Annotated in this window: 12 protein-coding genes; 6 read left to right on the top strand and 6 right to left on the bottom strand. The window is 34.8% G+C overall.

Translation table 11 applies throughout. The features are described from left to right. The first annotated feature begins 221 nt into the window (after nucleotides 1-221). From VB248_RS07470 to VB248_RS07485, 4 genes are all read left to right on the top strand, one after another. Nucleotides 222-824, top strand: a complete 603-nt coding sequence (locus tag VB248_RS07470) for a TetR/AcrR family transcriptional regulator (RefSeq protein WP_323296121.1) — start codon at nucleotides 222-224, stop codon at nucleotides 822-824. Nucleotides 825-830: 6 nt separating this feature from the next. Next, nucleotides 831-2,180 carry a TolC family protein gene (locus tag VB248_RS07475; protein WP_323296122.1) on the top strand — a complete coding sequence of 450 codons (1,350 nt, stop codon included), beginning with the start codon at nucleotides 831-833 and terminating at the stop codon, nucleotides 2,178-2,180. 41 nt (nucleotides 2,181-2,221) lie between these two features. Further along, nucleotides 2,222-3,382 (top strand): efflux RND transporter periplasmic adaptor subunit, encoded by a 1,161-nt coding sequence (locus tag VB248_RS07480; RefSeq protein WP_323296123.1) that lies wholly within the window; start codon nucleotides 2,222-2,224, stop codon nucleotides 3,380-3,382. A 121-nt stretch (nucleotides 3,383-3,503) separates the two neighbouring features. Beyond that, nucleotides 3,504-6,860, top strand: coding sequence for an efflux RND transporter permease subunit (locus tag VB248_RS07485; protein WP_323296140.1), 3,357 nt, complete (start codon nucleotides 3,504-3,506; stop codon nucleotides 6,858-6,860). Between the two features lie 185 nt (nucleotides 6,861-7,045). On the opposite strand, the gene VB248_RS07490 is transcribed toward VB248_RS07485, so the two are convergent. The 3 genes from VB248_RS07490 to VB248_RS07500 all read right to left on the bottom strand — a co-directional run bounded on the left by VB248_RS07490 (nucleotide 7,046) and on the right by VB248_RS07500 (nucleotide 9,170). Beyond that, on the bottom strand, nucleotides 7,046-7,873 hold the full coding sequence (locus VB248_RS07490) for a universal stress protein (RefSeq protein ID WP_323296124.1): 828 nt from the start codon (nucleotides 7,871-7,873) through the stop codon (nucleotides 7,046-7,048). 76 nt (nucleotides 7,874-7,949) lie between these two features. Next, complete coding sequence (locus VB248_RS07495; protein WP_323296125.1) at nucleotides 7,950-8,663, bottom strand: sulfite exporter TauE/SafE family protein; 714 nt, start codon at nucleotides 8,661-8,663, stop codon at nucleotides 7,950-7,952. A gap of 81 nt (nucleotides 8,664-8,744) precedes the next feature. Beyond that, nucleotides 8,745-9,170, bottom strand: a complete 426-nt coding sequence (locus tag VB248_RS07500; protein ID WP_323296126.1) for a FixH family protein — start codon at nucleotides 9,168-9,170, stop codon at nucleotides 8,745-8,747. 209 nt (nucleotides 9,171-9,379) lie between these two features. On the opposite strand from VB248_RS07500, the gene VB248_RS07505 reads away from it, so the two are divergent. Beyond that, entirely contained in the window at nucleotides 9,380-11,020 is a 1,641-nt protein-coding gene (locus VB248_RS07505) for a M28 family metallopeptidase (protein WP_323296127.1), read from the top strand. A gap of 117 nt (nucleotides 11,021-11,137) precedes the next feature. Here the strand turns inward: VB248_RS07505 and VB248_RS07510 are convergent, their stop codons facing one another. Genes VB248_RS07510 through VB248_RS07520 form a run of 3 tightly spaced genes read right to left on the bottom strand, consistent with a single transcriptional unit; the run spans nucleotide 11,138 to nucleotide 14,078 of the window. Then, on the bottom strand, nucleotides 11,138-12,187 hold the full coding sequence (locus VB248_RS07510) for an SUMF1/EgtB/PvdO family nonheme iron enzyme (protein ID WP_323296128.1): 1,050 nt from the start codon (nucleotides 12,185-12,187) through the stop codon (nucleotides 11,138-11,140). Between the two features lie 30 nt (nucleotides 12,188-12,217). Next, complete coding sequence (locus tag VB248_RS07515; protein WP_323296129.1) at nucleotides 12,218-13,315, bottom strand: caspase family protein; 1,098 nt, start codon at nucleotides 13,313-13,315, stop codon at nucleotides 12,218-12,220. Between the two features lie 4 nt (nucleotides 13,316-13,319). Then, a complete protein-coding gene (locus VB248_RS07520; protein ID WP_323296130.1) occupies nucleotides 13,320-14,078 on the bottom strand; it encodes a hypothetical protein in 759 nt (252 codons plus the stop codon). A 461-nt stretch (nucleotides 14,079-14,539) separates the two neighbouring features. On the opposite strand from VB248_RS07520, the gene VB248_RS07525 reads away from it, so the two are divergent. After that, nucleotides 14,540-14,755, top strand: coding sequence for a hypothetical protein (locus VB248_RS07525; RefSeq protein ID WP_323296131.1), 216 nt, complete (start codon nucleotides 14,540-14,542; stop codon nucleotides 14,753-14,755). Nucleotides 14,756-14,950: the final 195 nt, after the last annotated feature.

Raw genomic sequence — 14,950 nt, forward strand, 5'->3', positions numbered from 1 at the left:
TTTCTATACCAAAGCCAGCTTTGAGGCTATTTTTCTGCTTAAACATCACTGTAATAAGCAATAATACTACTCGGATATTCCTACCATTTATCAAAGCATAGAACCATTTCTCAAAAAAATTATAAAAAACTTTGAACGAAACGAAAGTTTCCATAGTTTTGTAAAAGAAGAACTTTAAAAGTTTCGAAAGTTTCCTAACTACAAATAATTCAACAATTCAATTGGAGATAAAAGAAAGAATCATCAGCAAAGCAAGAGAATTATTTTTTCGCTATGGAGTAAAATCTGTAACGATGGATGATATTGCCAATGCACTGGGCATTTCTAAAAAAACAATTTACTTACACTTTGTCGATAAAGACGACATTGTATTTCAATTGATTTCAAACGAAATATCCGAAGACAAATGCGAATGGGAAGAGTTGGAAAATAGCTCAAAAGATGTTATCGACCGCATGGTAAAGTCGATGGAGTTGTTTAAACAGGCATTTGCGGAAATCAATCCCTCTACATTTTTTGACATTAAGAAATATCATCCAAGAGCTTGGAATTTATTTCTGGAACATAAGCAAAATTTCATCTTAGAGAAAATCAAAAACGACCTAACTGAGGGAATTAAGCAAGGTGTTTTCAGGGCTTCCATTAATGTAGAAGTTTTGTCAAGAATGCACTTAGAACAAATAGAAATGGGCTTCGACCCCAACATATTTTCACCAAGTCAATTCTCACTGGTAGAAGTTCAGCTTGAGCTTTTAGACCATTTTATCAGGGGAGTATTGACAGAAAAAGGAACTCTAACGTACAATGAATACCAACAAAAGTAATAAGCAATGAAAAAACTCCTTACGATTAACCTGCTGATTTTAAGTATATTCCTTACTTCTCTAAACGTAAAAGCTCAAGAAAGTTATACGCTACGTGAAGCAGTGGACTACACGATAAAAAATCATATCTCAATCAAAAATGCTCAGATTGATATTCTAAATGCTGAAGCAAGAGTGAGCGAATTGAAAGGTATTGGCTTGCCACAAGTAAGTGGTAATGTAAACTATACCAATAACTTAATCATCCAAAAAGTATTTATTCCTGCTAAAACTTTTGACCCAACTGCTAAAGAAGGCGACGTAATCGCTGCTGAATTTGGGGTTGCTAATAGTGGACAAGCGGGCTTAAACCTTAGCCAAATTTTATTTGATGGCTCGTACTTGTTGGGCTTGAAAGCGGCTGATGTTTATAAAGAATTATCGAAAAAAACATTAACGCAAACTAAGCAACAAGCGGCTGAAAATGTGACCAAAGCTTATTATAGCATTTTGGTAAATGACGAACGAATCAAATTGTTGAAGTTGAACATTGGTCGTTTGGATTCTCTTTTGAAAGATACAAGAGCTTTGAATGTACAAGGTTTTGCTGAAAAAATAGATGTGCAACGCCTTGAAGTACAGATGAGTAACTTGAAAACTGAAACAAAAAATGTGGAACGTTTACAAGACTTGAGCTACCAATTGCTAAAATTCCAAATGGGTAAAAAAGTAAGTGATGTTATTAAATTGACAGACAAACTCGAAGACATCAAGTTAGGAGAGGTACTTCCTGAAACCCAAGGAGAGTTTAAATATGCTAACCGAATCGAGTACTCTATTTTAGAAACACAGAAACACTTGGCAGAATTGGATTTGAAAAATCAGAAAGTTGCTTACTTGCCAAGAGTACTGTTGAACGGTGGCTATAATTACTCGGCTGGTCGTCCGAAATTCTCTGATTTAGTTTCAAAACCTTGGTTCAATGCTGCTACGTTAGGTTTTTCTATTCAGATTCCGATTTTTGATGGTTTCCAGAAGAAATTCAAAATTGTACAGTCGCAAAACACTTTACAAAAAGTTAAAAACGGTTTTGAATTGTTAGAAAACTCTATCGACTTACAAATTTCACAAGGACAAATTACTTTGAAAAACGCTTTTGAAACTTTACAAGAACAAAAAGCAAATATGGAATTGGCGAAAGAAGTAGTAAGAGTTTCAAAAATAAAGTATCAACAAGGCGTTGGTTCTAATTTGGAAGTAGTAAATGCAGAAATTGCTTACAAGGAAGCTCAAACCAATTACTTCACTACTTTCTATAATGCTTTAGTAGCAAAAGTAGATTTAGACAAAGCTTTGGGAAGACTTTACAACGAATAATTTTAAACGACATCACTCAAGACATTTATAATCATATCGACATGAAATCTTTACAGAAAACACACAATACCTCTCAACTAAAGGGGCTTCAATTATTGCTCATCGGAAGCGTACTGACAAGCTCTTTATTCTTTACTTCATGCAGTAAACCAGATAAAAAAGCTGAATTAGCAGCCTTGAAATCTGAGCAAAAAGCACTTGAAACGAAAATCAAAGCTCTTGAAAAAGAATTAGGCAAAAGCGAACAAAAAGCAGAAGCGAAAGTAATTACGGTAGCTGTTTCGCCAATTCAAGCTGAAAATTTCAAACACTTCATCGAATCACAAGGGGTAGTTACTTCTAAAAATATTGTACAAATAACACCACAAATGGGTGGTGCTATTACTGGAATTTTTGTAGTAGAAGGCCAAGCTGTGAAAAAAGGACAATTGGTAGCTACGCTTGATAATGCCGTTTTGAAAGAAACTTTGGCTGAAATCAAAAACCAACATGAATTAGCCGTTACGCTTTTCAACAAACAAAAAGCCCTTTGGGAACAACAAATCGGCACAGAAGTACAGTTTCTTCAAGCAAAAGCGAATAAAGAATCTTTGGAGAAACGCATGGCTACGATGGAAACACAGTTGGCGATGAGTAAAGTATATGCTCCGATTTCGGGAACTATCGAAAAAGTGAATCAGAAAGTAGGCGAAATTGGTTCTCCAGGTTTTGCTATTGGACAAATTGTGAACCTTGGTGATTTGAAAATCACAGCTAAAGTTGCAGATACTTATGTAGGTTCTGTAAAACAAGGAGCAAGCTTGACGGTAAAATTCCCAGACATCAACAAAGAAATTACTACAAAAATTTCGGTAGTAAATGCCTTAGTTGACCCTGCTTCAAGAACATTCGGTATCGAAGCGAATATTCCAAATTTGGGAGGTTCATTAAAACCAAATCAATTGGCTGTAATCAACATCAATGATTTAACAAAACCTAATACTTTGGTTGTAAGCCAAAATATCATTCAAAAAACTGAATTAGGAGATATTGTTTACGTAGCTGTTACTGAAAATGGTAAAAAAATAGCTCGTAGCAAAGTAGTTAAAACAGGTATTTCTTATAACGGAAGTATTGAAATTTTAGAAGGACTTAGTGCAGGAGATTTGGTAATTACACAAGGTTATCAAGAATTGGTAGATGGAACACCAGTAGCTTATTAATATTTAATCAAGCAAGCTAAACCCATTTTTCCTTACCATCACTCAAAATCTTATCATGAAAGAGCAAGAAGAAAACGAAGCCCTCACCAACGAAAAGCATGGTTCTGGGGCTATATTTAATATGATTGGCTGGCTCGCTTCCAACCAAAAAACTGTTTATCTCTTTACCGTTGTATTGTTTGTGGTAGGTATTGTGATTTACAATATTTTGCCAAAAGAACAATTTCCAGACATTAAAGTACCACAGATTTATGTGCAAACGATTTATGCTGGAACAACTCCCGGTGATATTGAAAACACCATTACAAAACCAATTGAAAAGCAAATCAAGACGATTGCTGGGGTAAAAAGAGTAAAATCAAATTCATTACAAGATTTCTCAATCATTTTGGTTGAATTTAATCCTGACGTAAAAGTTGATGATGCTTTGCGTAAAGTAAAAGACAAAGTTGACATCGTTCAGTTGCCAAAAGATTTAACCAAAAAGCCAGTTGTACAAGATGTAAACTTCTCGGAGTTTCCGATTATGAACATCAACTTGGCAGGTAATTTTCCTTTGGCAAAATTGAAAGATTTCGCTGAAGATTTACAAGACGAAATCGAAGGTTTACCAGAAATTACTCGTGTGGATATTGTTGGTGCTTTAACTCGTGAAATCCAGATAAACCTTGATTTATACAAAGCACAATCTTCTGGACTTACTTTCTATGATGTTCAGACGGCTATTCAAGGCGAAAACGTAAACATTTCGGGCGGTGAACTGAACGTTGAAGGCATTCGTAGAACGCTAAGAGTAAAAGGAGAATTTAAGTCGATGGAACAAATTCAAAACATCAGACTTCGTTCTTCTTCTGGTGCAATGATTCGTTTGGGCGATGTTGCCGAAATCATCGACAGTAGCGAAGAACAACAAGACTTCGCTCGTTTGAACAACAAAAAAGTAGTTACGCTGAACGTTATCAAACGTGGTGGTGCTAACTTGATTGCGGCTTCTGAAAAAATTGAACAAATTATCGAAGAAGCAAAAGAAACACGTTTACCACAAGGTTTAGAAGTAAAAATCACAGCCGATTCATCTGAAAGAACAAAAGGCGACATCAACGATTTGATTAATACCGTTATCTTAGGTTTTATCTTCGTAGTATTGGTATTGATGTTCTTCATGGGTGTTCGTGATGCTATTTTCGTAGGTTTATCAGTACCTCTATCAGCTTTGTTGGCATTTATTCCATTGTATTTTTTAGGCTTTACGCTGAATACCATTGTACTTTTTGCCTTCCTTTTGGGGCTTGGAATTGTGGTAGATGATGCCATTGTGGTAATCGAAAACTCTCACCGTATTTTCAACCGTTATCGTCATATTTCAATTGTGGATGCCGTACAGTTGGCAGCTTCCGAAGTATTTGTACCAGTATTATCAGGAACAGTAACGACTGTAATGCCATTTGTGCCATTACTTTTCTGGCCGGGTATTGTGGGTGAATTTATGAAATTCTTACCGATTACCTTGATTTGTACTTTGATTGCTTCTTTGATTGTGGCTTATGTGATGAACCCTGTCTTTGCAGTATCGTTCATGGAACGCCACGACGAAAACGAACACGTTGATACAAGTGTACAATCCTTGAAAAAACCAGCTATTATTTTAGCAGTTTGTGCAGGTTTGGGCTATTTAGTAAATATTGGTTTAGGAAACTTCTTTGTATTTATACTTGCCTTGTATGTTTTCAATCACTTTATCCTAACGCCAAAAATCATTATTCCATTCCAAGAAAAATCTTTACCTGCTTTCAAGAATAATTATCAAAAATTAATCTCTTGGGTAATTACAGGTTACAGACCCGTTTTTGCGGTAATTGCCATGATTGGTTTATTGGTTTTCACATTTGTGTTGATGGGAATTGTGAAACCAAAAGTGATTTTCTTCCCAAGTGGCGACCCAGATTATATCTATATCTACAACAATATGCCGATTGGTACAGATGCCAGAGTAACGGATTCTGTAACGAAAGTGATTGAGAAAGAGGTTTTTGCAGTATTGAAAAGAGAAAATGCTGAAGGAATTGTAAACTCGGTGATTTCTAACGTAGGTAAAAATGCGGGTGACCCTACCAATCCAGACAGAGCTCCAACTCCACAAAAATCTAAAGTAACAGTAGCATTCGTAAGTAAAATTAATCGTGGAGGTATTTCTTCAGAAGTAATTTTAGATAAAGTACGTAAAGCGATTAAAGCCTTGCCATTGCCAGGTTCAACTATTTCGGTAGATAGAGAAAACAACGGACCACCAACTGGAGCTCCGATTGCGATTGAAATTGCAGGGGATGATTTCAAAGAATTGGCAAGATTAGAAAAAGTAGTACGTAGTGCTATCGACAAATCTGGTATTCAAGGAATTGAAGAATTAAAATCAGATTTGATTACCAACAAACCAGAAATTATCATTGATGTTGATAAAGAAAAAGCTCAACGTGAAGGTATTTCTTCATCACAAGTAGCATTAGCTGTGCGTACTGCTTTGTTTGGTACTGAGATTTCTAAATTTAGAGATGATAAGGATGAGTATCCAATTCAGTTAAGAATCAAATCTGAAGATAGAAATCAGATTGAAAAATTATTGAGTATGAATATTGTGTATAGAGATATGGTAATGGGTGGCGTACTTCGTGAAGTACCTTTAAATTCAATTGCTAATATTTCGTATTCAACTTCATTTAGCCAAATCAACCGTAAGAACCAAGAACGTGTAGTTACTTTAAGTTCAAACGTTGTACAAGGTTATAACGCCAATGAAATTGTGGCAGATATTCAAAGTTTGGTTGACGATATGGACGTACCAAGTGGCTATACCATTCGTATGGGTGGCGAGCAAGAAGACCAGCAAGAAACAGGTACTTTCTTGGGCGGTGCTTTGTTAGCGGCAGTCATCTTGATTTTCTTGGTTTTAGTAATGCAGTTCAACTCTATTTCTAAACCAATTATCATTTTCGTTACTATTTTACTTTCGTTCATCGGTGTATTGTTAGGTTTTATGGCATTCGGACAAACCTTCTCAGTAATTATGTCGGGTGTTGGTATTATTGCTTTGGCGGGTATTGTGGTAAAAAATGGTATTCTTTTGATAGAATTTACCGATGAATTATTACACAGAGGTTATCCATTGAAGCAAGCTATCGTTGAAGCAGGAAGTACTCGTTTAACGCCGGTAATTCTTACAGCCGCAGCCGCAGTATTAGGTTTAGTACCTTTGGCGATTGGTTTAAGTATCGACTTCGTAGCGATGTTTACTGAACTGAATCCACATATTCATACTGGTTCAGACAGTGCAGCGTTCTGGAATATTTTGGCTTGGACAATCATTTATGGTCTTACTTTCTCAACTATTCTTACTTTGGTAATCGTACCTTGTATGTATTACATCAATGAAAGAATCAGAGATAAGTATTTCAGAAAGAAATCTGTTGAGGCTGTTAAGTAATGTCTTTATTGTCTTAATAAAAAAGGTGGTCAGAAAATTAATTTCTGACCACCTTTTTTATTAAGTAATGAATGAAATTTAGACTACGTTTTTGAATTTGTAAATAGCTAATGATTAAAAACTAATCACCCATTACTTTTTCAAATCACTACTTAAATACTCTTGGGGAAAAAGTGGAAGGTTACTTAAACTAAAGCTAAAACAGGAATTTCTGAATGATTAGCTACGTCTTCGGTAACACTTCCTGCAAAAAGTAGGCTCAAGCCCTTTCTGCTATTGGTGGTTAGGACAATCATGTCGGATTTTAAATCTTTCGCACAAGCAATAATTCCTTTCGCAATGCCATAATAATTATAAATCAAGAAATCTACTTCTTTGATGCCTAATTCGTCGGCAAGCTTATACATTTTGCTTGTAGTAGTGTGGCTGTCTTCAAAACCATCAGGAGTATTGATATATACAAAAGTGATTTTGGTTTTAGTATTCAGTAATTTAGTGATAAAATTAGGGTTGATTCTGGTTTCAAAATCAACGGCTATCATTACACGCTTCATTTTGAATTTTTTATCAGACTCCTTCACAATCAAAACTGGGCAATGAGCATTTCTGATTACTGATTCAGCATTCGAGCGACTGAATAGCTCTTTCCATCCATCAGCACCTGCCGAACCCATTACGATTAAATCTACTTCAAATGATTTTTCAGCAATAACGTCTTCGATAGGCGTATAACTATCCGATAGTACTGGCGTAATTTTTACACCATTGTAAATCGGTGCTTCTGCGATATTATTTAATTTTTTGGTGGCTTCGTCCAATTCATACTTATACAAATCTAAATCAACATTTGGTAACATCGTTACGGGAAATGGGTCAGAGCTGATTAAGTAATGCAATGCTTGTGAATGGAAAAGCAATATTTCTGCGTTTGATTGACTGGCAATTTCTACGGCAGCATCTAAAGCAAGAAGCGATAGATTTGAGAAATCTGTTGGAACAAGAATCTTTTTCATGGCTTGAGTTTTTTAGGATTATTCCCAAATAGTTCTGGATAATAACAACGTTGTAATTTGAAATTATTATGATTTACTATGGATTTATCTTTCCATGACAAACCGATAAGTTTTGGCTGGTAGGTGTTTTTTCAAATTTAGGACTAATATATGGTACGCCTAAATTCAAACCTCTAACGATAAAAAAAACAGCCAATAAGAACGAATACACGGGCAAATATTTATTGATTTTTTTGCGTGCATTCAAACTCAAAAATTTGGGTAAAATACTTACAGAAAACATCAGCGGAGCTGTTCCTAAGCCAAAAAGTGCCATAAAAATTGCTCCTTCAAAAGGCGAAGAAGTAGCCATTGCACTTGCTAAAGCGATATAAACCATCCCACAAGGTAAAAGTCCGTTCAGTATGCCAAGCATCAGAAAACCAATGAGACTCTTTGATGACAAGAAACCTCCCAGACTTTTTTGTAAAATATGTGCAATTTTTAGAAAAGGATTAAAAGCCGCTAATTTGCTTGGAATGATAAAAAGTATCATCAACAATCCTATTGAAATAGATAGCTGTTGCTGAAATCCAGCCACAAAAAGCTGACTTCCGAAATAGCCAAAAACATAACCAAAAGTACTGTAAGTGATAATTCGACCAAGGTTGTATAAAATCCGAGATAGGGTAGCTTGAACATAACTTAGCTTCCCGACAGGTAAGGCGAGGGCAATCGGGCCGCACATTCCAACACAGTGAAAACTGCCTGCCAGACCTGTCATAAAAGCTATTGAAAAAAGAATGTTCATTATAAAAATTTTGTTTCACGAAATGAAATTCCGTGTTACGGAAAGCATAAAAATGGTTTGTGTGTAAAGTGGCAATATGGTTTATTTAATTTCTACATCATCTTCTAAATAATACTCACGGATGCCGTCTGTCCAAGTAGCTTGTACTTTCCACTTGCCTTTTGCTAATTTCTCCGTAGAATAATCAAAAATAGAAGACTTGGGTACAGGTACGGTAAAGTCTAAACGTTTGTCGGAAGGGCGAAAAAAAGTAACACTTCCTTTACTAACGTGCGTTGGAAACCCAATTCTTAGCGTTTGGTTTTCAGAGGAATAAGTCATTGTTTTTTGCGTATTGAAATGAGAGGAATTCTGACGTTTATTAATCTGCTCTTGATAATTTAGCTCTTTTTGATAATAATCTTTGTTCACTAAATCTACTTTGGCAGTAGCCATTTTATAGACCATCGTACCAATAAAACCAGCAAACACGACGAAACTTAATATAATTGATTTACCCCAGTTCATATTCTTTATTTTTATTCAAAACTAAGCCCCATTTTTACAGGAAAATATGAGATTTGTCAGTCTTTTTAATGAAAAAAAGTAGTTGAGATAAAGCTAACTGCCGATGCCACGAAATACGCAGATTGAATTAACTACAAAAGAATAGCTTTGAAAACTGACTAATAAGTTTTTGTTTTGTAGTATTCATCAACATTTATCAATCATTCAATATGAAAACAAAAGTACTTCTTGGGCTTTGTTTATGCTTTTTGAGTATTCAATCCCAAATATTCGGGCAATCTGTTCCTAAAAAAGCCCTTCAAGCCATCAATCCTGATGCGATTAAAGCCACAATGACCTATCTTTCAGATGATTTATTGGAAGGTCGCCAGCCCGGAACACGTGGTTTTGCTTTGGCTTCAAAGTATATCGAAACACAATTTATGGCTTTGGGTTTGAAGCCCGCCATCAACGGCAATTCTTATTTGCAAAAAGTACCGCTTAGAAAAGGCATCGTTCGAGAAAAAGAAAGTACTTTATCTTTGTTCGTCAACGGAAAAGAGGAGGTTTTAGACTACAACAAACACTTTATTTTCAGTCCGAATTTTATTAATGAAAATTCTGAAATCGAAGCTCCTTTGGTTTTTGTAGGCTTTGGCGTTCATGCTCCCGAATTGAATTATGACGATTACCAAAACATTGATGTAAAAGGTAAGATTGTAGTAATGCTCAATGCCGCACCAGAATCTTTTGGTTCAAACGAGCGTGCATACTTTACCAACAATACCGTAAAATTCAACGAGGCAATCAAGCGTGGAGCTGTTGGAGCAATTACTTTCAGCGTACCAACCGACAAAAGAAGTACTTGGGATGCCACAGTGCGTCGCTCGAAACAAGGCTCTTTTAAATGGTTGGACGAAAACAATATTGCCAAAGACGGTTTCCCCGAATTGAAAGGAATCGTTACTCTAAACAATGAATATGCCGAAAAACTATTCAGTAATTCAGGCAAAAAAGCGGAGGAAATTTACGCCAATGCCAAAGCCAATAAAGCTCAATCTTTTCCGCTAAATATCTCTGCAAAACTGAAAGTAAAAACGGCTTATCAGTTTGTGCAAGGTTCAAATTTAGTAGGAGTAATCGAAGGAAGCGACCCGAAATTAAAAGATGAGTACGTAGTGTATGCCGCCCATCTCGACCACTTCGGTATTGGTGCAGCCGTGAAAAATGATTCAATTTATAATGGAGCTCACGACAACGCTTCTGGAGTTTCTATTCTTTTAGAAATTGCTCATGCTTATCGTGCCTTGCCCAAAGCTCCCAAGCGTTCTATTATTATTGCGGTGGTAACGGGCGAAGAATACGGCTTGTTAGGTTCTGATTATTTCGCTAATAATCTTCCTATCAAAGATGCTAAAATGGTAGCCAATTTAGCGATTGATATGCCATTTTTCTTTCACCCGATTTTAGATATTGTGCCTTATGGAGCACAACATTCAAGTCTTTCAAAACAAGTAGCACAGGCTACGAAAGTACTGAATTTAAAGGTAAGTCCCGACCCGTTCCCTGAGCAAGTGGTTTTTGTAAGAAGCGACCATTTTAGTTTTATCAAAAAAGGTATTCCAGCATTATTTATCAAAAGTGGCTTTATGACTGTGCCAGAAGATAGCGTTGACAGAAGTAAATCGGACGTAGCTTGGCGAAGTACCATTTATCACACGCCACAAGACGACATGAATCAGCCTTTCGACTTCCAAGCAGCGGCAACACACGTAAAAGTAAATTTCCTAATCGGTTATTTTACCGCCAACGAAAACACCGCCCCAACATGGAACAAAGGTGATTTCTTTGGAGGGAAGTTTGGGAAATAGCTTTTAAGCTGTAAGCCTTGAGATTTTTTTTAGCATAGCTTTTTAAGGATGATACAATCCTAAAATCATGGATGTCCCATATTGAATATTCAAATTTGTCATATTATTGATTATGTTTTAATTTTGACTCATAACTAAACGGAAACCATAATCACTATCTCGTAAAACCGTTTGAACTGATCCTTCACGGTTGAGTACACGTGAATTAGGAAGTCCACTATCCCATCCACCTCCTCGCAAAACATGTACAGTCCCAGAACTTGGACCAGTAGGGTTTGTACTCGGGTCTTTTGGATAAGGACTATACCAATCGCTACACCATTCCCAAACATTACCCGTCATATCGTAAATACCTAATTCATTAGTTTTATTCTTTTGTCCTACCTCATGAGTCTTTTTTCCGCTATTTGCACCATGCCATGCGACTTCATCAATTAAATTACTCCCAGAATATGTATATCCTTTACTTAAAAGTCCTCCTATTGCAGCGAATTCCCATTCAGCTTCAGTTGGTAAGCGATATTTTTTCCCTGTTAATCTATTTAGCTTAGATATGAAAACTTGTATTTCATCCCATAGGACTTGTTCAACTGGACAATTATCACAATTAGGAAATCCACTTGGATTTGTTCCCATTACCGCTCTCCATTGTGCTTGAGTAATTTCATACTTCCCTATGCTAAAACTGCTTAAAGTAACAGGATGTGTAGGCTTTTCGTCAGCTTCCCCACTACTACTTCCCATCTGAAAAGTTCCACCTTCCACTTGAACCATTGAGATATTCAACACTGTAGGAGAAAAATAACTATAAGTTGTAGTAATTTCATATCTATCGCTACATTTATCTGTTATTCTCGCTGTAATGGTAAAATTACCGTCTTCAGTTAATGTTGGAGTAGTAAGAGAAAAAGGACTATTAGCTAAGGCATTACTACGAAAAATTTCCATTCCCCCTTTTGTAATGAACCACACAACAGTATCTATATCCGTTGTATTACCAATAATATTTAAACTTAAATCAAGTGGTGTTAATGGAGTAGATACAGACGTTATATTAGCTGTCTTAGTACATTGTTTAAAACTTCTGTTAATTGGTAATTCCAGAGAACAGCCTAAATTGGTCAATATCAATGTAAAATAAATGAAGATTCTAATTTGTTTATTCATTGTAGTCAATTTAAATAGTTCCTATTAATTCTAAAAAGTAAATTCTCTATCTAATGATATTTCTTTGATAAATTGAGGATTTTGTTTTTGTTGAGTTTCTTCCTTGACATTTATTCCTGTTTTATCAAAAACTTTTTCCAACCTTTCTCCGGCTCTTAGATTTTTTAGTAAGTTGGCTGTGTACACACCATTACGTCCATCCCCATTTTGAGCTTTTTTACCCCAACTCGTTGCCATTGCCAAATAAGTGTTTCCATTATCCGTTTTTTCTAACTCTATAGGAGTGAAGCCACGGCTAACATTACTCCATCCTCTTGAGGTATTACTATATGATAGTTCTTGTGCTCGAAATGGATCATCTCTACAAGCATCTAAAATAATTAAATTATGAATTGCTCCACCTGATTGTAAGCGATCAAAAAGAGTCTCAATATTATATGCATCATCTCTTGCATCAATTGGAGATTTTAGTTCTGCATCAACTGGAATTATATATTTTTTCCCATCAATTTCCACTCCATGCCCAGCATAAAAAAAGGTTGCAATTTCAGCATCTTTCACTTTTATTTGAAATAATTTGATAGATTCTTTGATTGTTTGCAAATTCGCATTAATTATTACTGTGGCTTCAAATCCTAATGATTTTAGTCTCTCTCCCATATCATTTGCATCATTAATCGGATTGTTGCCAAGAGATGTACCATATTGATATTTTGAATTACCAATAAGCAATGCAATACGTTTCTTCTTAGGAGGACGACTGATATTTAATATACTGGTTTTTACAGTCGTTTGTCCTTTTGTTACAGCAATATAAATTTCATGATTTTCATCTTTACTGATTTCTATTACTGCTTTAAACTGATTATTTAAACATTCGGATTCACCTTTTATTAACTTATTATCTACCCATACACTAAAATCCTCTTTTTGTAAAGTAACTAAACAAATAGCTTTGCACTCTACAGTAATTTGATTCACATTTGTTATATAAATATTATTAGCATCTAGTAATACTGGCTGAAACCATTTCACTTCTTTTAATTGAATCGTATTAATTTTAATCTGTCCCAAAACAGCAATTGGGAAAATAAAATAAAATAAAATCTGTAAATATTTATGCTTCATTTTATCAAAATTTATATATTAGTGACAATCCTGATGAATTTGATGGTAACTGCAGACTAAATTTGCTTTCTGGTACTTTTACTTTTGTTGTCAGCAACAGAACTTCATAACCAAGAGATAGTACACTTACAGCCACCATTGTATTTAATAAAGCTGTCTTTTGTGCATTCTGAGCGTCGGTATAAGCTGTATTCCAAGTATTTATGCCATTTTTTGAAATAAAATATCCGTCTACCAATGGGAAACTACTCTCTATCGACTTCAGAATTTCAACTTTAGAATCAAAATTTCTTTTAATAGAATTTGCAAAAAAACCTGACAAGATTCCGACTCCTAAGACTCCAATTTTCATACCTACACTGTGAGGTTTATAAACAAATTTATTCTCATTTTGGCTTGGTTTAGGTTCTGTTTCGCCACAAGGTTCTAATTGAATAATTACCTCAAACTCACTATCAACAAAAATGCCATCTTGTTTGAAATCCCAAAATACCGTGTGGTTACCAGAATTTAAATTATTCAATTCACCGCTAATATGATTAATTACTGTTTTCTTTTTGCTTTTGGTTTCAATTAATTCGACTTTAAACAAGTTTAAACACATAGAATTAGTAGAAATATTAAAGCTTATTTTCAGCATCTCATTTTGTAATTCTACATTAGAAGCTACAACCTTCGTTTGAGCAAATGATATATTACTTTTAACCGAACATAATGTTAGTAAAATGTAGTATAATACAATTGAGTATTTTTTTAAATTCATAAAATAGCTTTGGTTTATCATTAAATAGTAGTAATCTTTTATTTTAATACTAAATAGAATGAAAGATTATTTTGTAAAATGTAAAATATAAAAATATTTTATATTTTACGGTAACACGGTATTCCGGTTTAAAATTGTACTACTAAAAAATTGTTTCGTGGGTAATTCACGCCATTGACAACCCGTCTTTAAGCGATGAAGAAATGCTTTAACTATCTCATGAATTGGTACTGTGGGGTCAAACCCTCTACTTCCAACAGTTAAATGTAGGATAATCCACGTATCAATTGTATTATTACTAAGTATTCCCATTTTGTGATATTTTATGATTTAGTACCACAAAATTCTCGCTTATTTGGGAATACTTTTCAAATGTTTAAACAGATTCAGTATCAGAAATAGACTAACAAGTTCAATACTAATAAAATAATTGGTGAATTTGTAGAATAAATTTAAAGAATATGAAGGCAGAAAATACCCAACATGAACTTCAAGTATCTAAGCAAAAGTTGGAAGTATCAAGAGATTTGAAAAACGTAATTGATACAGCCTTTGATAATGGACAGTTAAAAAAGGCTTTTGAAATTGCAAAAAAGCTCAAGGAGAAAGGAATGGATACTGATTTCATAATTGAAATTACTGGATTGACAAAAGAAGAAATAGAGAGCCTAAAATAAATGATAAAACCAGTCTCTCAAAAAACTTAAAAAAACTCTGTTTTCAAAACAAAGGTAAATTTTACCATCAAAATACAAACATGAGTCATCCCGAATTTTGGGCAAAGCTTATCCATAGGATATTGTAAATGGCTATTCTTAATCTGTAAATCGGTATCGAAGTACTTCGGTACCGATTTCCTGTTCTATGACACC

The sequence above is a fragment of the Arcicella rigui genome, from assembly GCF_034929435.1.
GTDB classification, from domain to species: Bacteria; Bacteroidota; Bacteroidia; order Cytophagales; family Spirosomataceae; genus Arcicella; species Arcicella rigui.